Source organism: Calditerrivibrio sp., from assembly GCF_049968475.1.
Taxonomy (GTDB): Bacteria; Chrysiogenota; Deferribacteres; order Deferribacterales; family Calditerrivibrionaceae; genus Calditerrivibrio; species Calditerrivibrio nitroreducens_A.
On record NZ_JBMFQS010000004.1, the window covers coordinates 126,220 to 146,822 of the forward strand.

At 37.2% G+C, this 20,603-nt stretch carries 22 protein-coding genes and 1 tRNA gene; 10 read left to right on the forward strand and 13 right to left on the reverse strand.

Features of this window, described 5'->3' with window-relative positions:
• Positions 1–27 precede the first annotated feature (27 nt).
• Positions 28–1,650, forward strand: a complete 1,623-nt coding sequence (serA, locus tag ACP5Q2_RS05405) for a phosphoglycerate dehydrogenase (RefSeq protein ID WP_428097990.1) — start codon at positions 28–30, stop codon at positions 1,648–1,650.
• Positions 1,651–1,675: 25 nt separating this feature from the next.
• On the opposite strand, the gene ACP5Q2_RS05410 is transcribed toward serA, so the two are convergent.
• The 7 genes from ACP5Q2_RS05410 to ACP5Q2_RS05440 form a co-directional block, all read right to left on the reverse strand.
• On the reverse strand, positions 1,676–2,677 hold the full coding sequence (locus ACP5Q2_RS05410) for an anion permease (RefSeq protein WP_428097993.1): 1,002 nt from the start codon (positions 2,675–2,677) through the stop codon (positions 1,676–1,678).
• The gene (locus ACP5Q2_RS05415; protein WP_428097995.1) at positions 2,670–3,287 is read right to left on the reverse strand and encodes a DUF47 domain-containing protein; all 618 of its coding nucleotides are present in this window, start codon (positions 3,285–3,287) and stop codon (positions 2,670–2,672) included. Before ACP5Q2_RS05415 ends, ACP5Q2_RS05410 begins: the two co-directional genes overlap by 8 nt.
• Before the next feature lie 163 nt (positions 3,288–3,450).
• Positions 3,451–3,527, reverse strand: a tRNA-Pro gene (locus ACP5Q2_RS05420).
• A gap of 64 nt (positions 3,528–3,591) precedes the next feature.
• Positions 3,592–4,266 carry a tRNA (5-methylaminomethyl-2-thiouridine)(34)-methyltransferase MnmD gene (locus ACP5Q2_RS05425; RefSeq protein ID WP_424605746.1) on the reverse strand — a complete coding sequence of 225 codons (675 nt, stop codon included), beginning with the start codon at positions 4,264–4,266 and terminating at the stop codon, positions 3,592–3,594.
• Entirely contained in the window at positions 4,238–5,797 is a 1,560-nt protein-coding gene (nadB, locus tag ACP5Q2_RS05430) for an L-aspartate oxidase (RefSeq protein ID WP_428097998.1), read from the reverse strand. Before nadB ends, ACP5Q2_RS05425 begins: the two co-directional genes overlap by 29 nt.
• A 3-nt stretch (positions 5,798–5,800) precedes the next feature.
• On the reverse strand, positions 5,801–6,532 hold the full coding sequence (locus ACP5Q2_RS05435; RefSeq protein WP_424605744.1) for a hypothetical protein: 732 nt from the start codon (positions 6,530–6,532) through the stop codon (positions 5,801–5,803).
• A gap of 16 nt (positions 6,533–6,548) precedes the next feature.
• Positions 6,549–7,655 (reverse strand): radical SAM protein, encoded by a 1,107-nt coding sequence (locus ACP5Q2_RS05440; RefSeq protein WP_428098002.1) that lies wholly within the window; start codon positions 7,653–7,655, stop codon positions 6,549–6,551.
• 91 nt (positions 7,656–7,746) lie between these two features.
• Here ACP5Q2_RS05440 and eno point away from each other — a divergent pair, with 91 nt between their 5' ends.
• Entirely contained in the window at positions 7,747–9,042 is a 1,296-nt protein-coding gene (gene eno, locus ACP5Q2_RS05445) for a phosphopyruvate hydratase (protein ID WP_424605742.1), read from the forward strand.
• Positions 9,043–9,103: 61 nt separating this feature from the next.
• On the opposite strand, the gene ACP5Q2_RS05450 is transcribed toward eno, so the two are convergent.
• Both ACP5Q2_RS05450 and ACP5Q2_RS05455 read right to left on the reverse strand, forming a co-directional pair.
• Complete coding sequence (locus tag ACP5Q2_RS05450; protein WP_424605741.1) at positions 9,104–9,640, reverse strand: gamma carbonic anhydrase family protein; 537 nt, start codon at positions 9,638–9,640, stop codon at positions 9,104–9,106.
• Positions 9,633–10,682 (reverse strand): sensor histidine kinase, encoded by a 1,050-nt coding sequence (locus tag ACP5Q2_RS05455; protein WP_428098006.1) that lies wholly within the window; start codon positions 10,680–10,682, stop codon positions 9,633–9,635. Before ACP5Q2_RS05455 ends, ACP5Q2_RS05450 begins: the two co-directional genes overlap by 8 nt.
• Positions 10,683–10,728: 46 nt before the next feature.
• On the opposite strand from ACP5Q2_RS05455, the gene ACP5Q2_RS05460 reads away from it, so the two are divergent.
• The 6 genes from ACP5Q2_RS05460 to ACP5Q2_RS05485 all read left to right on the forward strand — a co-directional run bounded on the left by ACP5Q2_RS05460 (position 10,729) and on the right by ACP5Q2_RS05485 (position 14,618).
• Positions 10,729–11,265, forward strand: a complete 537-nt coding sequence (locus ACP5Q2_RS05460; protein ID WP_428098009.1) for a cupin domain-containing protein — start codon at positions 10,729–10,731, stop codon at positions 11,263–11,265.
• Between the two features lie 146 nt (positions 11,266–11,411).
• Complete coding sequence (gene panB, locus ACP5Q2_RS05465; protein ID WP_424605738.1) at positions 11,412–12,224, forward strand: 3-methyl-2-oxobutanoate hydroxymethyltransferase; 813 nt, start codon at positions 11,412–11,414, stop codon at positions 12,222–12,224.
• A 3-nt stretch (positions 12,225–12,227) separates the two neighbouring features.
• Positions 12,228–13,073 carry a pantoate--beta-alanine ligase gene (panC, locus tag ACP5Q2_RS05470; RefSeq protein ID WP_424605737.1) on the forward strand — a complete coding sequence of 282 codons (846 nt, stop codon included), beginning with the start codon at positions 12,228–12,230 and terminating at the stop codon, positions 13,071–13,073.
• A 1-nt stretch (position 13,074) separates the two neighbouring features.
• Positions 13,075–13,428, forward strand: coding sequence for an aspartate 1-decarboxylase (panD, locus tag ACP5Q2_RS05475; protein ID WP_424605736.1), 354 nt, complete (start codon positions 13,075–13,077; stop codon positions 13,426–13,428).
• Between the two features lie 3 nt (positions 13,429–13,431).
• Positions 13,432–13,665, forward strand: coding sequence for a DF family (seleno)protein (locus ACP5Q2_RS05480; protein WP_428098014.1), 234 nt, complete (start codon positions 13,432–13,434; stop codon positions 13,663–13,665).
• A gap of 77 nt (positions 13,666–13,742) precedes the next feature.
• Positions 13,743–14,618 carry a DMT family transporter gene (locus ACP5Q2_RS05485; RefSeq protein ID WP_424605734.1) on the forward strand — a complete coding sequence of 292 codons (876 nt, stop codon included), beginning with the start codon at positions 13,743–13,745 and terminating at the stop codon, positions 14,616–14,618.
• Here ACP5Q2_RS05485 and ACP5Q2_RS05490 read toward each other — a convergent pair.
• Entirely contained in the window at positions 14,608–16,293 is a 1,686-nt protein-coding gene (locus ACP5Q2_RS05490; protein ID WP_428098056.1) for a YgiQ family radical SAM protein, read from the reverse strand. The genes ACP5Q2_RS05485 and ACP5Q2_RS05490 overlap by 11 nt on opposite strands.
• 19 nt (positions 16,294–16,312) lie before the next feature.
• On the opposite strand from ACP5Q2_RS05490, the gene ACP5Q2_RS05495 reads away from it, so the two are divergent.
• Positions 16,313–16,852 (forward strand): CDP-alcohol phosphatidyltransferase family protein, encoded by a 540-nt coding sequence (locus ACP5Q2_RS05495; protein WP_424605733.1) that lies wholly within the window; start codon positions 16,313–16,315, stop codon positions 16,850–16,852.
• Between the two features lie 84 nt (positions 16,853–16,936).
• Here the strand turns inward: ACP5Q2_RS05495 and ACP5Q2_RS05500 are convergent, their stop codons facing one another.
• A complete protein-coding gene (locus tag ACP5Q2_RS05500; RefSeq protein WP_428098018.1) occupies positions 16,937–17,356 on the reverse strand; it encodes a DUF3617 domain-containing protein in 420 nt (139 codons plus the stop codon).
• Between the two features lie 80 nt (positions 17,357–17,436).
• Here ACP5Q2_RS05500 and ACP5Q2_RS05505 point away from each other — a divergent pair, with 80 nt between their 5' ends.
• Complete coding sequence (locus tag ACP5Q2_RS05505; protein WP_428098021.1) at positions 17,437–18,534, forward strand: RtcB family protein; 1,098 nt, start codon at positions 17,437–17,439, stop codon at positions 18,532–18,534.
• Here the strand turns inward: ACP5Q2_RS05505 and xerA are convergent, their stop codons facing one another.
• Together xerA and trmFO are read right to left on the reverse strand one after the other, a co-directional pair.
• Positions 18,535–19,437, reverse strand: a complete 903-nt coding sequence (gene xerA / locus ACP5Q2_RS05510; RefSeq protein WP_428098023.1) for a site-specific tyrosine recombinase/integron integrase — start codon at positions 19,435–19,437, stop codon at positions 18,535–18,537.
• Positions 19,434–20,603, reverse strand: a 1,170-nt coding sequence (gene trmFO, locus ACP5Q2_RS05515; RefSeq protein ID WP_428098026.1) for a methylenetetrahydrofolate--tRNA-(uracil(54)-C(5))-methyltransferase (FADH(2)-oxidizing) TrmFO, incomplete at its 5' end; no start/stop codon positions are given. The genes xerA and trmFO, both read right to left, overlap by 4 nt.

The window sequence follows — 20,603 nt, forward strand, 5'->3', positions numbered from 1 at the left end:
AATGCAAAAAGTATTTTAGGAGTAGATATGTCTAAATTTAAGATTTTAATCACAGATCATATAGCGGAAGAAGGTTTGGCTATACTCAAGGCAGACCCAAATGTAGAGGTAACTGTAAAACCAGGTATAAAAAATAATGAACTAAAGCCAATTATAGGGGAGTATGATGCTGTAATCACCCGAAGCGGTACCACCGTCACCGCCGATTTAATAGAAAATCCAGGTAGACTAAAAATTATTGGTAGGGCAGGTGTGGGGTTGGATAACGTTGATATTGAGGCGGCAAGTAGAAAAGGGATCATCGTAATGAATGCCCCTACAGGTAATACCCTCGCAGCCACCGAGCTTACCATGGCTATGATGCTTTCTGCTGCCAGAAAAGTTCCCCTTGCCAATCAATCTTTGAAGGCCGGGGAGTGGGATAGGAAAAGGTTTATGGGTATTCAGCTTTATAATAAAGTTTTAGGTATTGTGGGGCTTGGTAGGATAGGTAGCAACGTGGCCATAAGAGCAAAAAGCTTTGGGATGAAGGTGATAGCTTATGATCCCTACATAAAGAAATCCAAAGCTGAATCTCTTGGAGTTAAATTATATGATAATCTGGATCAACTCATAAAAGAGGTCGATGTAATTACTTTTCATACTCCTCTTACCAAAGAAACCCACAATATGATAAGAAAAGAACATATTGAAAAAATGAAAGATGGGGTTATTATTATAAACTGTGCAAGGGGTGGGATTGTAAATGAAAATGATCTGTACGAGGCTGTGAAATCCGGTAAGGTGTTTGCTGCCGGGGTGGATGTTTTTGAAGAGGAGCCACCAGTAAATAACAAGCTTTTGACGTTGGATAATGTATTCGTGACCCCCCATATTGGGGCTAATACCCATGAAGGTCAGAAAGGTGTGGCCGTAATTATTGCGGAGAATGTTTTAAATGCCCTTTATGGGAAATCTTATATAAATGCTGTGAATATTCCATTTATGAAGTCACAGCTTAGTGAAGAATTACAGAGATATTTTGAGCTTACCGAGCAGATGGCCAAACTTGCGGCTCAGATTATAAAGGGTAGGGTGGAGGCTTTCAACGTCACTCTTGTGGGAAAACGCTTTGAAGAGGATATCTGTGAGAGGACATTTGATACACCTTTCAGCTATCAGCCTTTTACCATTGCAGGAATAAAAGGGCTTCTGGAAGTAAGTCTCAAGGAGACGGTATCTTATATCAGTGCTTCCTATCTTGCAAAGGATAGAAATATAGAGGTTTTAGAGCAAAAATTGGACGTTTATGATAAGTTTAATGATCTGGTGGTTTTAAAGATCAAAACCGATGTTGAAGAAAAAGTGTTTGGTGGTACGGTATTCAATGATAATATAGGTAGGGTTATTTTCATAGATAATTTTTACTTTGATGTGGTTCCGAAAGGGATTTTTCTATACTTTAACAATTACGATAGACCGGGTGTAATAGGAAAAGTTGGCACTATTCTAGGTAATCACAACATTAATATTGCTGGATTTGAGCTATCCAGACAAAAACAGGGGCAGGCTATAGCATTTGTTTCTGTGGATAATCCAATAGGTAGTGAAATTTTAAAAGAGATTTTAAAAATAGATGGAATGATTGACGCAAAAGTGTTGGAGCTATAGAAAGCTGGGTTTACCCCAGCTTTTTTTATGCAGGTAGAAATTGAGTAATCAATGTATATATTGTGGAGCTAACGATTGCTGCTGCTGGTATGGTGATCACCCATGCCATGACTATTCTTCTTGCAACAGTCCAATTTACTGCTGTAATCCTTTTAGAAAGACCTACGCCAAGTATGGATGAGGTGATTACATGGGTGGTACTTACCGGCATACCTATTGAGGCTGCTCCCAATATTACAGCTGCTGATGATGTTTCTGCTGCAAAGCCGTGTACTGGTTGAAGTTTTACGAAATCTTTCCCAAGTGTTTTGATGATTCTCCAGCCACCTGCTGCTGTACCCAGAGCCATTGCTATGGCTGCTGAAGCTTTTACCCAGGTGGGTACCACAAAAGACTGTAATGTGCCGTAGCTTATGAGGGCCATTGTCATGATACCCATGGTCTTCTGGGCATCTGCTGTACCATGAGAAAAAGCCATAAAGGCGGCGGAAAACACCTGAAGATATCTAAAATTTCGATTTAGAGTGTGGGGGTTTTTATTTCTGAATAACCAAAAGATAATAACCATAAAGATAAAACCAAAAAAAGTTCCAAAAATAGGTGAAATGATCAATGAAAGAATTATTTTTTTTAATCCTGCCCATTGGAGGGATTGAAATCCTGCATGTGCCACCACGGAACCCACTATACCACCTATTAAAGCATGTGAAGAGGATGATGGTATTCCGTAGTACCAGGTGATCAAATTCCACGTAATTGCTCCTAATAAACCGGCAAAGATAACTGTCTGGGTTATTATACTTGCATCGACGATCCCTTTACCTATAGTGGTGGCTACCTTTGTGGAAATCATGGCCCCTAAAAAATTAAGTCCTGCAGCCATTACGATTGCAGCCTTTACAGATAAAGCCCTTGTGGATACACAAGTAGCTATGGCATTTGCTGTATCATGAAAACCATTTATGTAATCAAAAGTTAAAGCTGTTACGAATACGAGTATAAGAATAATAAATGATGTATCAAGCATGTTTTACCACCACTGTTTCTATTATATTTGCCGCATCTTCACATTTGTCTGTTACTTTTTCTAATGTTTCGTAGATTTCCTTCCACTTAATCAGTCTTATGGGATCTTTTTCATCGCTGAAAAGCTTACCTAAGGATTCTCTTAAAACTCTGTCTGCTTCATTTTCCAGTTCATTTATTTCAACAAACGATTCGTTGACTTCTTCATGTTTTTTGTCCATCTTTCTCACTGCTTTCTCGAGAGCCTGGCAACATTTGAGTATTATAAAAGCAAAAGATTTGCATTCTGATGTGATGGTTTGAATTTTGTAAAGAACCATCCTTTGGGCTGATGCATCAATCAGATCCAGGATATCGTCGAGGGCTGCTGCAAGGTCATATATATCTTCCCTATCTATGGGGGTGATGAATGTTTTATTTAATTTTTGGATTATTTCGTGGGTTTTTTTATCCCCTTCATGCTCAATATCTTTGATCTTTTTTTGGTATAATTCGATCTTATCGAAATTATCTGTAAGTTCTTTAAGAAGTGTTGCCCCTTCGATGAGCAATTTAGTCATTTCCTGAAAGAGTATAAAAAATTTTTCTTCCTTGGGTATAAGACCAAACATAAAACCTCCAACAATTTTTTAAAATATTTTTAACATTTATTTGAACATAAATCTACATTTTTTTTACAAACGCTGTTTCGTAATAATTGGGTAAGCAGCTTTTTATGAATTTATTATACAAGGATAGATGAATTTTCTTCGGATTGAACTATTGGAGATTTAATGGTCGGGGCGAGAGGACTTGAACCTCCGACCCTCGGTTCCCAAGACCGATGCGCTACCAAACTGCGCTACGCCCCGAATGGAGAAGTCTTATATTATAAATATTCCTGTATGTCAATAAAAAAATTGTAAAAATATAGCTTTATTTGTAAAAAATTGTACCACTCTGAAATCCATCTGGTAGGTTTGGAATCTCTTTAAAATTAAATCCTGCTTTTGAAAAATCTTTTCTTATCCTTTTGCTACAGGCGTATGTGGCAATGACACCTCCATCATTTAATATATGATACATTTTTGAAATTATATCTTCATCCCACATTTCACCGTTGTTTCTCTTGCTGAAAGGGTCGAAGAAAATTACATCAAAAGTATCTTTACAATTTAATATATAGTTTCTTGCGTCACCTATCTTTAATTTAAAATCATAGTTTTCAAAACTGCCATTTTCGAGTAAAATTCTAAGTACCTTATAACCATATACAGGCCAGAGAAATATGGTATTTTTTACGATTTCGATGATTTCCGGATCTTTTTCAAGGGATGTAATGGACAGTTTATTCTTTAAATCTTTTGTTTTCTCAATGGTTACCGCAAGATTGTAGCCCAAACCGAACCCTATATCCAGAAGTTTTATAGGTTTTTCTCTTAATATATTAACTATGTTTGATGCCATCACATATTTGTAAAGACTTTCTGTGTAAGCACCTATCGATTTGGCATGGTATGCTTCTTCATAACTGAGGTTGTAGAAAGATATAGAACCGTCAGCTGTGGCAAAAAGCTTTTTATTACCCAATAAGGGGACTAAATTTCCCATCTTTGAATATAATGTGCCAGCTTTCCTCTATTTTTTGGGGATAATCATCCCTGTAATGGGCACCTTTGCATCCCTTTCTTTCAAGAGCTGCAAGGCTCAACAGAAGGGATACGGTTGCAATATTTTTTAATTCACCACACTTTCTTGATACCGGGATTTTTCCATTCAGATTATCTAATAGTTCTTTTGCAAAATCTATCGTTATTTTGAGAGTTTTTTCGTTTCTTATTATACTTGCATTTTTCCACATTATTTCCTGAATATCATCGTATAGTTTATCAACATCTTTCAGGTCGATATGGTTATCTATTGGGAAATCTATTTCATAGATATTGCTGTTTTTTGTGTCGATTATTGCGGCTTTGGCACTTCTTCCACCAAAAACAACTCCTTCAAGAAGAGAATTGCTCGCCAGTCGATTTGCTCCGTGTACTCCGGTGCAGGCAACTTCTCCACAAGCGTATAGATTTTCTATGTTTGTCCTTCCCCATAAATCAGTTGCAACTCCACCCATGTAATAATGGGCTGCCGGACTGACCGGAACTAATTCTTTTGTGATATCTATGCCATAAGAAAGACATGTGGAGTATATCTTGGGAAATCTATTTTTAACAAAATCACTGTCCAGGTGGGTCAGGTCCATTAAAACATAATCAGACTCAGTTTTCAACATTTCAAAAAAGATGCTTCTACTCACTATATCTCTAGGGGCTAATTCCGCCTTGGGATGGTAGTTTTGACAGAATCTTTCACCTTTTATATTTCTTAATATACCACCTTCACCGCGCATCGATTCACTGAGGAGAAATGCAGGAGCATTTTCAAGGTGCAATGCGGTTGGGTGGAATTGATAAAATTCCATGTCTTTTAATACTGCATTGGCCCTAAAAGCTATTGCCATTCCGTCTCCTGTGGCAACCTCAGGATTAGTAGTCCTTTTAAAAATTCTACCTGCTCCACCGGTGGCCAGTATTACAGCTTTGGAGTAATAAATTTCCGGTTTATTATTTATCTCATTGATGACAAGTACGCCGTAGACCTTATTATCCTTTGTTATAAGGTCTACGACGAAATGATTGTCAAGTTTGTCTATGTTTGTAACTTTACTGACAGCCTCTTTTAGAGTCCTTACTATCTCATGGCCGGTGGCATCACCCCTTGCGTGAATAATCCTATTTACACTGTGGGCGGCTTCTCTGGTGAAGTCGAAATGTTCACCATGCATGTCGAATTTAGCTCCATACGATATTAGCTCTCTTATATATTTGGGCCCTTCTTCCACCAATGTTAGCACAGCGTTTTTGTCGCATAAGCCATCACCAGCATTGATAGTATCTTCGTAGTGAAGGAATATATCGTCATCATCAGATAATACCACCGCCACGCCACCCTGGGCGTATTCCGTACTTCCTTCACCTAAAATCGATTTGGTTATTATTGCCACACTACCGTGCCTTGAAAGTTCAAGGGCAGCCCTAAGGCCAGCAACTCCAGAGCCCAAAACTAAATAATCGTAGGAGCTTTTTTCCATTGATCACCACCTTATACCAAGTTTTATTCCGAGCTGTTTAACCTGACCTGCACTCCCTTCCACTGTGAAGTTTAAAAATGGAAATGGGGTAACGGAGATACCCGCAAAAGCTCTGTATATCATTTCATGAACATCATCTAAATCAACATATTTTGAGCTTTCGGATGCATTGACTCTGAGTGCAGTCACCCCTGCGTATGGTGTAAGGAATAAAATCCCTTTGCTTATCGATAAGTCTATCTGCTGTGTATTTATATCGAGTTCATCCAAACCTTCAAGTTTAGAAAAAGCACCTCTTATGGCAACAGCTGGTGTGATAGGTGTCCCACTTAAAATTGCATATTTCAATTCAACCCCCCATAGCTGAATATCCGATCCAGGAACTTTTGAATACATCGCACCGACATCAATATTCATAGGTAAACCTTTCATGGCATGAAGCCTTGGAACGGGTATAATTGGCCATGCATCCTGATCTTTAAAAATCTTTTTCCAGTAATCTTTATTCTGGTCAACTTCTGTAAAAGTGGTTTCTACACTTATGTCAAATCCGGTAATCCCAAGTGGTTCTGCAGGTGCCATAGGATTAAAAGCAAGGGCTACCCCGAAATCTCTGGCGAGATCTTTAAACATCTGATTGGTGTAATCTGAGGAGAATTGGATATCTTTGGCATAAGAATAAGAAAATATCGATGTGACGAGAAAAAAAGCTATGGATCCTAAAATCTTTTTCATGTTGCCCCCTTTTAAGTTATTTAACTTTAAATGCCGTGGGTAAATGGAAATTCTGCTTTGCTCTGCTGAAATACCCCATTTTTACCCTCTTGCATCTCTTTTTAATATATTTTAGCATATTTTTCAATCCTAATATTTCTGTGGATTCTATCTTATTTTCTTTAAAAAACTTATGGGGAACTGTTTTTAAGTCTCTCAATTTTAGGTATTCAATTTTGAATGTATTTAAAAATTCGATAGTTTTTTCTATTTCGGCTGTGGAATCTGTAAATCCTGGTAGAGTTAGAAGATTTATTGAAATAAACACTCCCTGCTTTTCGGCAAACTCAAAGCATCTGGTGAGGTTATCAAAGTTTACCGATCTTTTTTTAAGAAAATCTGGATTAAACGACTCCACATCAAAACTTAATGAGTCTATTAATTCATCAAATATAGAGTTTAATCTCTCAATTGAAAAAGCGTTTATGTTTAGGTTTATCGTTATCTTCTCGTTTCGCAAGTTTTTAATAACTTCGTATGTTTTTCTGTCAGGGTCAAATTTTATAGTGATTACAATATCCTGATTACTTTGTGTCAGTAGAGGGATAAGTTTGTTCAGCTGTTTTAATTCGTTGCTATTTTTGATTATAATCTCACAATTTGAAAGAAAATCGAGCTTTGTTTTTTTATTTAAAAATGATAGTTTGTCATCTTCCTGTATGATATTTTTTAGTTTTTTAAAGAGATCCTGTTTTATCTTCTGCTTGTTTTCAATAAGGATAGCAGGTACCACAAATTGTTCATTCATCCATCCCACAGGGGCAAGGTGTGATGATGTAAAATTATCATTTTCTAAATTGTTTGATTTATAAGAAGGGTAAAGAATTCTTAAATATCCGGGTGATAGCTCGGTATAAACGGGAAAACCGCTGGAAAACTCCACAATCTTTGCCTGCATCTGGTCATAGGAAAAGGGGAGGGCATCGGGTATCATTTTTAAAATGCTATCGGAAGGGAGGGGGATCATTTCCAATTCATAGGGAACTATGTCATAGTTTGCAGTACGGAATACCGATTTTAAAAGCGGGTGGTCGTAAACGGTTCCATTTTTATCGGCAAATACTAAATTTGGGATGTCGTACATATGTCTCCTTGTGAAAATTTTACAGTTTTATATTGTTTTTTTCACATATTTTCAATATAATAAAATAGATTATTAATTTGTGAGGTGTTATATGACTGATATTGTTGATATTTATGCAAGGGAAATTCTTGATTCAAGGGGTAATCCTACTGTTGAAGTTGAGGTGATTACATCTGAAGGGGTTGTTGGTACCGCCGCCGTTCCATCTGGGGCTTCCACTGGAGAAAGGGAAGCAATAGAGCTCAGGGATGGGGATAAAAAGAGGTATATGGGGAAAGGTGTATTAAAAGCTGTTCAGAATGTAAATGAGATTATAGCTCCTGAGCTTGAGGGGATCGATGTCACAGAACAAAAATTGATCGATGAGATAATGATCGACCTTGATGGTACTAAAAATAAAGAGAAGTTGGGGGCGAATGCCATTCTTGCCGTTTCCCTCGCATGTGCCAGAGCTGCAGCAATCTCTTTAGGTTTACCACTATACAAATATATTGGTGGGGCTTTTGCGCATACTTTGCCTGTGCCTATGATGAATATCCTAAATGGTGGTAAGCATGCGGACAACAATGTGGATATTCAGGAGTTTATGATTATGCCTGCTGGGGCTGATACGTTTCGGGAGGCATTGAGAATGGGTGTTGAGGTTTTTCATACGTTGAAGAAGGTGCTTCACGACAAAGGGTACAGTACTTCCGTTGGTGATGAGGGTGGTTTTGCTCCAAACTTAAAATCGAATGAAGAAGCGATAGAGGTGATTTTAAAGTCCATCGAGAAGGCTGGGTACAAGCCTGGCAAAGATATATATCTTGCTCTTGATGCAGCATCCAGTGAATTTTACAGCAAAGGTAAATATAATATGGCTGCGGAGGCCAAACCTGAGAAAAGTTCAGATGAGATGGTAGAGTACTATTCTTATCTTTTAGCTAAATATCCTATCATATCCATTGAGGATGGGCTTGCTGAAAATGATTGGGATGGCTGGAAAAAATTGACGGATCAGCTTGGTAAAAAAGTTCAGCTTGTGGGGGACGACATATTTGTTACAAATACAGAAATTTTAGCTGAGGGGATAAAAAAGGGTGTGGCAAACTCCATCTTGATAAAGCTGAATCAGATAGGTACACTCACAGAAACCTTAGCGGCAATTGAGATGGCAAAAAGGGCAGGGTATACCTGCGTAATATCCCATAGATCCGGTGAGACAGAGGATACCACAATAGCAGATCTTGCAGTTGCCACAAATGCAGGTCAGATTAAGACAGGATCCCTTTGTAGAACCGATAGGGTTTGTAAATACAACCAGCTTTTGAGAATCGAAGATGAGCTTCTGGATCAGGCTTATTATCCAGGACTCAAGGCTTTTTACAATCTTGGTAAGTCATTATGAGTAATAGATAATAAGTAAGTTTGGGCGGTTTTACCGCCCTTTTTTGTTTTTGAAAAGAGATTTAAAGTTTATGACCGTTATTGTTTAATTCAATATATATATCTTTATATTTAACGTATCGATCCGCATAGTCGGTGATGCTTTTTATCTCTTCGTCGGTGAGTGTTTTTACTACTTTGCCGGGGCTACCCATGATTAGGGAGTTTGGGGGAAATGTTTTATTTGGAGGTACAAGGGTGCCGGCTGCTATGATGGTATTTTCAGATATTACTGTATTATCAAGTACAATTGCACCAATACCCACTAAAACGTTATCTTTGATTTTACAACCATGCAATGTTGCATTATGACCTATGGTTACATTTTTACCGATTATGGTGGGATGTTTATCTTTGGTAACATGTATCACTGTCCCATCCTGTACATTGGAGCATTCACCAATTTCAACTCTTTCGACATCTGCTCTAATTACTACGTTGTACCATATGCTTACGTCATTACAAAGGGTGATATCTCCAAATACTATTGCATTTGATGCTATAAAAACCCTTTCACCAATTTCCGGTGTTTTTGATATTCTTTTTCTTACGTTATTCATCGATAGGTTCCTTTTTTAAAACCATTTTTACTATGGTGCCATAATCTTTCTTTGATTCCACAAGTAGATCACCAGACATCTTTTCCATCAGGTATTTGGAAATGGGCATTCCGATACCAACACCTTCCGAAAGGGAGATGGGCTGGTCGTTCATGAGCATTTTTGTAAAGGGTTCAAATACCCTTTTTAATTCATCCTCCGTCATACCAATTCCTGTGTCAGATACTACTATGTAAAGCCTTTCTTCATCCTCTTCTGTGTAAATACTTATCTCACCTTTTTTCGTGTATTTTACAGCATTTTCAAGTATATGTGTTAACACTTTGTTAAGAGCTTTTTCATCAGCATATACATTGGGGTATATATTCTTAAGTTTGATATTTAGCAAAATGGATCGGTTATCTTTTAAAAGCCCTTTGGCTGTGGAAGAGAGGGCTTCAAGGGAGGGGGCTATGTCGATATATTTTGGGTTTGGCTCCATTATATCCTGCTTTAGATCGCTTAAATCTAATATATTGTTTATGATGTTTAACAGTTTTTTCCCTGAATTATGAATCGTTTTTATTAGATTATTTTTCTCCTCTTCAGATATCCCAAAGTCCGGCTGCATGAGGAGGATGTGTGAAAATCCTATTATGGCATTAAGTGGTGTTCTTAGTTCGTGGGACATATTTGCTATAAATCTACCTCTGTAATTTGAAAGCTCTTCAAGTTTATTTTTTGCTTTTATGAGTTCGATATTGAGGGTTTTTAACTCATTGTTGGATGTGTTAACCTCAAGAATCTGCTCTTCTAATTTGTTTCTAAGCATATTAAAATTGTTTTCCATTTCCACAAACTCATTTTTAGTTGCTTCGTAATCTCTTTTTGATAAATAAGTGATGGCTAATATGATGGAAAAAGTTAATATATTGATGAAAATTCCCCAGAATATTAATTGATTTAAAATTAAATAGAGGGAGATTATTAGCAGTATAAGTGACGTAAATATAACGAGAAAAAATCTTTTGTTAATTAACTTTACCACTTGACTTAAGTTCATATTTGAATTATATAGTATAAAAATAGACGAAAATCAAGGAGTAAAAATGGGATACGGTGAGAAGATAAGAGATATAAGGAAAAGGTTGGGGATGACCCTTGAAGATGTCTCATTAAAGACAGGTTTTACCAAGAGTTTCATAAGTCAGATTGAAAATGGTAAGAATTCACCATCAATTGCCTCTCTGAAGAAGATATGCTATGCCATTGGTATATCTATTAGTGAACTTTTTGAAGATGAGAGAAATATCGTATTCAAATTTGAAAAAGAGGATTACAGGGTATTGAAAAACAAAAATATCGATATAATATTCATGGCTTCGAAATATGCCAATAGGAAGATAGAGCCTCTTATTCTGGAATTTGACCCTCATTCGGAGACCGGATCTGACTTTTATCATCATACTGGTGAGGAGTTTGGATATGTTTTAGAAGGGACGATCACAGTTGTGATAGGGAATGATGAGTATGTATTACAGCAGGGTGAATCGATTTACTTCAGCTCAAATCTTCCCCACAAGATAAAAAATAAGACTGATAAAAAGGCTAAAGCCTTCTGGGTGGGAACACCACCAAGCTTTTAGACTTGAAAATATAAAAAACTAGTATATATTACAAGAGTTGCTTGGATCCCTCCGGGACTGAGACGGCTAACGGAATTGATACGGGTGAAATATGAAGCCTTTCGGTTAGCCGGAAGGCTTTTTTGTTTTAACTTACGAGGTGAATGATGAGTAAGTTTAAGGATATTAAAAAGGTCACCGTAAATCAGATAAAGAATATGAAGCACAAAGAGAAAATAGTATCTCTTACTGCATATGACTATACTTCTGCTAAGATTGTTGATGAGGCAGGGGTGGATATAATCCTCGTGGGTGATTCACTGGGGATGGTAGTGGCAGGTTATGACAATACCCTTTCTGTTACACTGGATCAGATAATTCTACATTGCCAATATGTGAAAAAAGCTGTTAAAAGGGGGTTCCTGGTGGCAGATATCCCTTTTGGATATTTTCAGGTTTCAATAGAGGATGGGGTAAAAAATTGTATACGTGTTATAAAAGAGACAGGTTTTGAATCGGTGAAATTAGAGGGTGGATCTGAGATTGTACCTTTAGTGGAGCGGCTGGTGCATGCAGGGGTAAATGTAATGGGACATATAGGGTTGATGCCTCAGATGGTAAATACAATGGGTGGATATAAGATACAGGGTAGAACCAATCAGGATAAACTTATGGAAGATGCTCTGGCGCTGGAAAAGGCTGGTGCATTCTCCATCGTATTGGAAGGTGTGGTGGAAGGTGTGGCTAAAAAGATTACAGAAAAGCTAAGTATTCCCACCATTGGTATAGGTGCCGGTAGATACTGTGATGGACAGATACTTGTGTTCCACGATCTTTTGGGGCTATACGATGATCTTACACCAAAATTTGCCAAGCGGTATTGTAATGGTAGGGAGATATTTTTAAGTGCTGTTAATGAGTACGTAATTGAGACGAAAGAATCTAAATTTCCCGAAGAAAAACATGCTTTTCTGGAGTGATATATGGAAATAATTAGAGAAATCAAGAAGATGAAGGATTATATAGCTGAAAAAAGTAAAAAGGGGTATCGTATTGGCTTTGTCCCCACTATGGGGTATCTCCACGATGGCCATCTCAGCCTTGTGAGGCGATCAAAAAAAGATAACGATATCACCGTTGTAAGTATTTTTGTAAACCCTACACAGTTTGGTCCTAATGAGGATCTGGATAGATATCCCAGGGATTTTGATAGGGATGAAAATCTTCTTCGGAATGAATCGGTGGATGTTATATTTTACCCCGATCTGAAGGAGATTTACCCCGATAACTATATGACGTATGTTAATGTGGAAAAGATTACAGATAGGCTGTGTGGTATCAAAAGACCAGGCCATTTTAGAGGTGTTGCAACTATTGTATGCAAACTCTTCAACATCGTAAAACCTGATAGGGCATACTTTGGATTAAAAGATTATCAACAGGTTCTTGTTATAAAAAAGATGGTGGAAGATCTTAACATGGACGTTGATATCGTTCCGATGCCTATAGTACGGGAAGAAGATGGTCTTGCCATGAGTTCAAGAAATGTCTACCTGTCAAAAGAGGAGAGGGAGTCTGCCCTTTCTTTAAACAGGTCATTTGCGCTGGTGGAAGAACTGCTTAAAAATGGGGTGAGGAATAGTAAAACTATTAAAGATAAAGTTTCGGATTTTATTTTAGGACACCCTTACACAAAGATAGATTATGTGGAGATTATGGATCCAGATAATTTAGATTACGTGGAGGATATAACTGGTAATTTTTTGCTGGCATTGGCTGTATTTATAAACAAGACTAGATTGATAGATAATAAAATATTTGAGGTGTGATATGCTCAGGACCATGTTTAAAGCAAAGATTCACAGAGCCACAGTCACAGATGCAGATTTAAATTATGAGGGGAGCATCACGATAGATGAAGATCTACTCGATGCTTCCGGAATATTGCCTTACGAAAAGGTGGATATCTATAATATTACAAACGGTGCAAGGTTTTCAACTTACACTATAGTGGGTAAAAGGGGAAGTGGAGAGATATGTCTGAATGGAGCAGCTGCCAGATTGGTGCAGAAAGGGGATCTCGTCATCATAGTTTCTTACGGAATCTATAGCGAAGAAGATCTGAAAAACTATAAACCGGTTGTGGTTCACGTGGATAAAAACAATAAGATCATAAAGGTGTAAAAATTGGTTAATATTGATCTGATTTATCTTGAAGGATGTAGCTCCACACCAGAAACATTAAAGCTCATCAATGAAGTGGTGAATGATCTTGGTATTGAGGCAAAGATTAACACAATTTTAGTGGAAAACAGCGAACAGGCGAAGCAATGGAAGCTTTTTGGAAGTCCCACCGTTCAAATAAATGGTGTTGATATCGATCCCAAGATGAGGAATCAAGAGTGGTTTGGAATAACCTGAAGGCGATATGGGGCATCGGGGGTGCCCAGTAGAGAAATGATCGAAAATGCAATAAGAGAAGCATTAGGTCTTGTTTGATGTCGTATCTATTACTGGTGGGTGCTGCACTTTTTTGGTCTGGGAACTTTGTTTTGAGTAGGGGGATCAACGAATTGGTCCCCCCTGTTGCTCTCGGGTTCTGGCGATGGCTCATCGCTGGGTTAATTTTACTACCTTTTTCCGCAAAATATCTCTGGAGGGATCTGGGGATAATTAAAAAGAGGTTTTTATATTTTAATCTGTTAGCTTTTTTAGGAGTTACCTGCTTTAATACATTGATTTATACCGCAGTTCATTATACCACCGCCATCAATGCAGTCCTTGTAAATTCATTTGTCCCTATTCTGATACTTTTTGTATCTCTTATGATCTACAGAGAAAAACCGATAATAAATCAGATATCAGGAATCATAATCTCTACTATTGGGATCGTGGTAATAATGGTCAAAGGTAGCGTGGATGGACTTTTAAATTTTAGATTTAATCCGGGTGATCTATTAGTTTTCATAGCAGCTCTTACATGGGCATTGTACACTGTACTTTTGAAAAGTTTGCCGAAAGAGATACATCCCCTATCGTTTCTTCAGGGTATAATTATTTTAGGGCTTTTTTATATGCTTCCTTTTTATATTTTTGAATACAATATTAAGGGGGGATTTGAGTTAAACAGTAAAACGTTTGTAAGTATAGGTTATGTGGCTATTTTTGCATCTGTGATAGCTTTTATTTTCTGGAATAGAGCGGTAAGGGATGTGGGAGCCAATAGAGCTGGCCCTTTTATACATCTTATGCCTGTTTTTGGTACTATTCTTGCCATCATATTTTTGGGGGAAAAGCTCTACCTTTTCCATATTGTGGGGATATTTCTTGTCTTTTCGGGGATTTTGCTGACAAATAAGAAGGTTAAACGGTAATGATCTCTTTTTGTAGCTTTTTCTTTTTTAAATCTTTTTCCACAAATATCTTTTCTCTGGTGAAGGGGTCTTTTTCTGTCCAATAAACAACGGATGAATATGTGGAAGGGAGTGGGGTGAAGATCTGCACCTGCTCAGGTTTAATTCTTATATTTTCAGATATGTAATTTTTTAGTTTTTCCATCTCTTTTATCCCACACCCGGGGTGAGCAGCTATGAAGTAATAGGTTAGAAAATATTTAATACGGTTTTTTCTGCATACCTTGTAGAAATCTTCTATAAATCTCTTTAGATCTGACAGGGGTGGTTTCCCCATGAGCCTCAGCAGGTTGGCATCGATGTGTTCCGGTGCAATTTTAAGTTGGCCGGATGTGTGATGAAGGATCAATTCTTCCAGATATCTTCCACCATTTTTACTATCGTTTAATACCATATCATACCTGATCCCTGAGGCTACAAAAGATTTCTTAATGGATGGTATCCTTCTTATCTCTTCCAGAAGGTCTATGAGGGGTGAGTGATCAATTTTAAGAGATTTGCAGGGATTTGGGAAAAGGCATCTTTTGTCTTTGCACTTACCAGATTTCAGCTTTTTTGTACATTCAATTTCATACATGTTAGCTGTGGGACCACCTATATCCCTTATGATACCATCAAAATTTTTTAGTTTTGAGATCTTTTTCATCTCATTTATGATAGATTTTTTACTTCGACTAACTACTGTAGCCCCCTGATGAACGGTTATTGCACAGAAGTTGCATTCACCATAGCAACCTCGGTTGATGGTAATTGAAAATTTTATAGTGTCCAATGCTTTTACTTTCCCCAATTTTTTTAGTTCTGGGTGTATATCATGTTCGAATTCAATTTCATAAATTTCGTCAAGCTCTTTCTGTGTAAGAACCCTCTGGGGGGGATTGTGAATTAAGAATCTATCAAGATGTTTCTGACACAATCCTTTTGCGGTGATAGGGTCGTTATTTTCATAAAATAGGTTAAACATATCTATGAACTTATCTTTGTCTGATGAGACTTCCTCAAAAGATGGTAAAAGTATGTAATCTTCTTTTGGTCTTTTATCGATATAACATAAACCTCTTATGTCTCTGAAATCCTGGTTGTTTGCAAATCTTTTTGTGAGTTCCAAAAGTGTAATCTCTCCCATGCCGTATACAAGAATATCTGCTTTTGAATCGAAAAGGATCGATTTTCTTATTTTATCGTCCCAGTAATCGTAGTGTGCCACCCTTCGTAAGCTTGCTTCAATACCACCTATAATAATAGGTTTTTTGAAGTGATCGTATCTTTTTATCAGATTTACGTAGGAAATTGTTGCTCTATCAGGTCTTTTATTGTTTATCCCTCCGGGGGTAAAATCATCTTCTTTTCTCTTTTTACGAAGGGGTGTATAATTTGCCACCATCGAGTCCACCGATCCGGCTGTCACCCCCCAGAATAATCTGGGTGTGCCGAGCTTCATTATATCTTCGTCTGTATCTAATCTGGGTTGAGATACGATGCCCACGGTAAATCCATTTTTGTATAAATACTTTCCTAATAGGGCTACTCCACAGTAGGGAGAGTCTATATAGCAATCCCCTGTGACTAAAATTATATCTAATTGGTTGATATCTAATTTTTTCAAATCTTCTTGATTTATTGGCAAAAACATAATCTTATAGTATAATATTTATATGAGTTTAGTCAAAGATTATTTTACCATACCCAATATGATTACGATAGGAAGAATAGCGACTATCCCTTTTTTTGGATATTATATCTTTATTGGTGAAATGGCAACTGCATCTATCTTGTTTTTATTTATGGCTGTTTCAGATTTTGTTGATGGTTTTATCGCCAGAAAATTTAATCAGATTACTAAATTGGGTAAATTCATAGACCCTTTAGCGGATAAACTTGTTATAATGACAACTATTTTTGTGGCGGGGTTGTTTCAGGTAAAATACAGTATCCCTTTCTATTTTGCTGTGGTGATACTCATAAAAGAGCTTTATCTTTTGGTGGGTATAGTTGTTTTATATCTTTTTAGAAAGAGACTCATTGTCGAAACTTTATTTATAGGTAAGATTACGATGTTTATGGAATATCTTACCGTCGTGATGTATATGCTATCTTATTTCTGGCCTTTTTTAGGGGCTGTTTTACACTATCTGTATATCATAACCACCTTTTTTGCATTTTCATCAATAGTTTTTTATACACTTAAAAACTAAAACTTTAAGTCACCGCAGACGAAAAAATATTATACAAAATGTTGTAAAATAAACAGTACAGAGGGATCTATGATAGATGACTACCTATTTTCCCTTACATTCAGCTATCCACTTCCCTTTTAAGGTTTGGATAATTTTAATCTCTGGCTGCTCTATCACTGTTTTACCATCGAAGCTGTTACCTTTATACGTCATCTCACCAGCTCCCTTTGTAACTACTCCGTCAGATTTACATTCGATTTTCCAGTAAACAGTATTCCCTTTTACTTTTATGTCGTATGACTTGCAATTTTGTTGGTTGTTTTTGTCCGTCGGTTCGGATGGCACATAATTGTCTTTTTTCATACAGATGGTATATTTTGTTTCAGGTAGGCTGAATCCACCCATGCCACTCATTTTCATAGTGACTTCCCAGAGCCCCTCCTTGAAGTCTTTTGGAGCAGCAAGAATATTGGCTGAAAAGATTATGACCACTGAGAAAATGTAAAAAATTTTTTTAAACATATTTACCCCCTACAGGTTTTATTATAAGATAATAAATTATATAATACGATATGAAAAAAGCAAATTAAAATGGAGTTTATATGTTGAGAATTAAAGGTGACTTTGGAGAAGCTGAAATTTTTACTGATAATGTTGATGAAACAACAATATCTCAGGTGAAGAATCTCTGTAATAGTGTTATTGCCAAAAATTCAAAAATCCGAATAATGCCGGACTGTCATGCCGGTGTCGGCTGTGTTATTGGTACAACCATGACGATAAAGGACAAGATTGTACCTAACCTGGTGGGTGTTGATATAGGTTGTGGAATGTATGTGGTTAGGTTAAGGGATTTTAAAGATCCAGAGATACTAGACGAAGTTATCAAAAACTTTATCCCCAGTGGTAAATCTGTGAGAAGCAAAATTTATAAAAGAGTCGAGGAGATTGAAATAGATAGACTAAAGTCGAAAAAAGAATTGGATATTCAAAGGGGATATCTTAGTATTGGTACTCTTGGTGGGGGTAATCACTTCATCGAAGTGGCAAAAGGGGAGGGGTATTATCTAATAATTCATTCTGGAAGCAGGCACCTTGGTAAGCAGGTGGCGGAATACTATCAGAATCTTGCAAAAAATATATGTCAGAAGAAGGGGATAAAGATTACAAATGGTCTGGAATACCTGGAAGGTGAGGAGATGGAGAATTATCTGCATGATATGAAAATTATGCAAAATTATGCAAAGATAAACAGGGAATCTATGGCGGAGATAATTATTGACAAAATGAAGCTGGAATTTCTTGATTCTTTCCATACAATTCACAATTACATCGATATCGATAATAGTATTTTGAGAAAAGGTGCAGTGTCTGCAAAAAAGGGGGAAAGGATTTTGATACCGCTTAATATGAAAGATGGTTCCCTGATATGCATAGGAAAGGGGAATCCAAACTGGAATTTTTCGGCCCCACATGGAGCGGGTAGGATTATGTCAAGAAACAAAGCAAAAGAGGTTATAACACTGGAGCAGTTCAAAGAGACGATGAGGGGGGTATTTAGTACCACCATTAATAAGTGGACCATTGATGAGGCACCTCAGGCATACAAATCTCCGGATGAAATTATTAAAAGTATCGGTGAGACAGTAGAAATAGTGGAAAGACTTACCCCGGTTTACAACTTTAAAGCGGCGGAGTAATCATCTCTTTTTAGCAAAAGGGTGTGCTTCATCGTAGATTTTCAAAATGTCTGAAAGATTAAGGTGTGTGTATTTCTGGGTTGTGGAAAGGGAGGAGTGACCCAACAATGATTGTATCGTCCTTAGATCTGCTCCGCTTTCCAACATATGTGTGGCAAAGGAATGCCTGAAGGAGTGGGGGGAAAAATCGAGGGGGAGCCCTGCCATTTTGAGATATTTCTCCACTATTCTTCTTACACTTCTATCGGAAAGGGCAGTACCACTTTTGTTTATAAAAAGTTTATCCGTTTTGATAATATGGCTTTTTGGGATATCATCCCTTGTGGCAAGGTATTGTTTTATAAAATCGATATGAAATTCTGCAAGAGGTATCATCCTTTCTTTTTTCCCCTTACCCCTAACCCTAAGCCTTAACCCCTGGAAATCGATATCATCTATCTTTATTCCGACGAGCTCAGAAACCCTTACCCCAGTACCATACATTAGCTCCATTAACAGGGCATCCCTTATCCCCTGTGGGGTATTCTTATCCGGAAGCTCCAGCAATGTGAAGAGATCATCTATATTAAACACTTTGAAGAGTTTTTTCTCTTTTTTAGGGAATTTCAGCATTCTGGCATGACTTTCTTCTAAGTAACCTTTTTGGGTAAGAAATTTAAAAAAAGATTTTATCGTGGATATCTTTCTCTCTATGGAGCTTTTGCTGAGGTTTCTATCGTACAGCGTTGTTATGTAGCCTCGTAGTACAAAAAAATCTATATCTTTGATATCTATTGATTCATCATTTATGAAATTGATTAGCTCCACCAGATCGTTCATGTATGACCTTATGGTATGGTCACTGGCATTTTTTTCTATTTTAAGAAAATTACCAAAGCTATCCACAGCTTCTATCAAATTCATATCTTTAGAACTCTTAGGAAATCCTCTATCTTTTTCAGTGCTCTTTCTGCCTGTATCTGCTTTTTTAAATTTTTGTCCTTAATACCCTCAATGTTAGAAAGCATTCCAAAATGGAAGTTTGAAGGGGAGAAATTCTTAGATTCTAAGCGTGATACGTAATTTTGCAAAGAAAAAAGCGCCGTATCTTCAGGTAATTTTAGTGGAGATTTATGTAGGTATCTATGGTATACATCAAAAGCCACCGTCAATCCACTGGCAATCGATTCGACATAACCCTCCACGCCGGATATCTGCCCTGCAAAATATATTTCTTCACCTCTTATTTTGTAGTTATCTTCGAGTATATTCGGTGCATTAATGTATGTATTTCTATGGATTGAACCATATCTTAAAAATTCTGCGTTTTCAAGCCCGGGGATAAGCCTAAAAACTCTCTTTTGCTCCTTTATCTTCATTTTTGTTTGGAAACCTACGATATTGTAAGCAGTCCCCTCTTTATTTTCCTTCCTCAGCTGCACTACAGCGTAATATTTATCTTTTGTGATGGGGTTTTCAAGCCCCACAGGACGCATGGGGCCAAATATAAGCGTTTTAAATCCCCTTGAGGCAAGCTCTTCGATGGGTATACAATTTTCATAATATTTAGCCTTTTCAAACGATCTCAGTTCAACCTTTTCTGCGTTTATAAGTTCAAAGTAGAATTTTTCATACTCCTCTTTGGTCATCGGGCAGTTTAGATAGTCTGCATCCCCTTTGTCATATCTGCTTTTGAAGAATACCTTTTCATAGTTAATTGTATCGGCATCCACTATCGGTGAAATGGCGTCATAAAAGAATAGATGATCTTTTGTCATATTTATTAAATTTCTGGCAAAATTTCCACTGGTAAGTGGACCCGTAGCTATTATCAATGGCCTGGAATCGGGGATCTCTGTTATCTCTTCGCGAATTATTGTAATGTTGGGATGGTTTTCTAAGATATTTGTGACTTTTTCTGCAAATAGCTTTCTATCAACTGAAAGGGCATTGCCAGCTGGGATTCTCGTTTCATAGGCTATTTTTATCAAAAGGCTTCCCATAAGCTCCAGCTCTTTTTTCAGCAACCCATTTGAGTTTGTAATATCGATCGATTTCAGAGAGTTGGAACACAAAAGTTCCGCCATCAG

What these genes read in the sequence shown, in the direction of transcription:
- serA (WP_428097990.1), top strand. Translation starts at nt 28, where the DNA reads ATGTCTAAATTTAAGATTTTAATCACAGATCATATAGCGGAAGAAGGT.
- ACP5Q2_RS05410 (WP_428097993.1), bottom strand. Translation starts at nt 2,677, where the DNA reads ATGCTTGATACATCATTTATTATTCTTATACTCGTATTCGTAACAGCT.
- ACP5Q2_RS05415 (WP_428097995.1), bottom strand. Translation starts at nt 3,287, where the DNA reads ATGTTTGGTCTTATACCCAAGGAAGAAAAATTTTTTATACTCTTTCAG.
- ACP5Q2_RS05425 (WP_424605746.1), bottom strand. Translation starts at nt 4,266, where the DNA reads ATGGGAAATTTAGTCCCCTTATTGGGTAATAAAAAGCTTTTTGCCACA.
- nadB (WP_428097998.1), bottom strand. Translation starts at nt 5,797, where the DNA reads ATGGAAAAAAGCTCCTACGATTATTTAGTTTTGGGCTCTGGAGTTGCT.
- ACP5Q2_RS05435 (WP_424605744.1), bottom strand. Translation starts at nt 6,532, where the DNA reads ATGAAAAAGATTTTAGGATCCATAGCTTTTTTTCTCGTCACATCGATA.
- ACP5Q2_RS05440 (WP_428098002.1), bottom strand. Translation starts at nt 7,655, where the DNA reads ATGTACGACATCCCAAATTTAGTATTTGCCGATAAAAATGGAACCGTT.
- eno (WP_424605742.1), top strand. Translation starts at nt 7,747, where the DNA reads ATGACTGATATTGTTGATATTTATGCAAGGGAAATTCTTGATTCAAGG.
- ACP5Q2_RS05450 (WP_424605741.1), bottom strand. Translation starts at nt 9,640, where the DNA reads ATGAATAACGTAAGAAAAAGAATATCAAAAACACCGGAAATTGGTGAA.
- ACP5Q2_RS05455 (WP_428098006.1), bottom strand. Translation starts at nt 10,682, where the DNA reads ATGAACTTAAGTCAAGTGGTAAAGTTAATTAACAAAAGATTTTTTCTC.
- ACP5Q2_RS05460 (WP_428098009.1), top strand. Translation starts at nt 10,729, where the DNA reads ATGGGATACGGTGAGAAGATAAGAGATATAAGGAAAAGGTTGGGGATG.
- panB (WP_424605738.1), top strand. Translation starts at nt 11,412, where the DNA reads ATGAGTAAGTTTAAGGATATTAAAAAGGTCACCGTAAATCAGATAAAG.
- panC (WP_424605737.1), top strand. Translation starts at nt 12,228, where the DNA reads ATGGAAATAATTAGAGAAATCAAGAAGATGAAGGATTATATAGCTGAA.
- panD (WP_424605736.1), top strand. Translation starts at nt 13,075, where the DNA reads ATGCTCAGGACCATGTTTAAAGCAAAGATTCACAGAGCCACAGTCACA.
- ACP5Q2_RS05485 (WP_424605734.1), top strand. Translation starts at nt 13,743, where the DNA reads ATGTCGTATCTATTACTGGTGGGTGCTGCACTTTTTTGGTCTGGGAAC.
- ACP5Q2_RS05495 (WP_424605733.1), top strand. Translation starts at nt 16,313, where the DNA reads ATGAGTTTAGTCAAAGATTATTTTACCATACCCAATATGATTACGATA.
- ACP5Q2_RS05500 (WP_428098018.1), bottom strand. Translation starts at nt 17,356, where the DNA reads ATGTTTAAAAAAATTTTTTACATTTTCTCAGTGGTCATAATCTTTTCA.
- ACP5Q2_RS05505 (WP_428098021.1), top strand. Translation starts at nt 17,437, where the DNA reads ATGTTGAGAATTAAAGGTGACTTTGGAGAAGCTGAAATTTTTACTGAT.
- xerA (WP_428098023.1), bottom strand. Translation starts at nt 19,437, where the DNA reads ATGAATTTGATAGAAGCTGTGGATAGCTTTGGTAATTTTCTTAAAATA.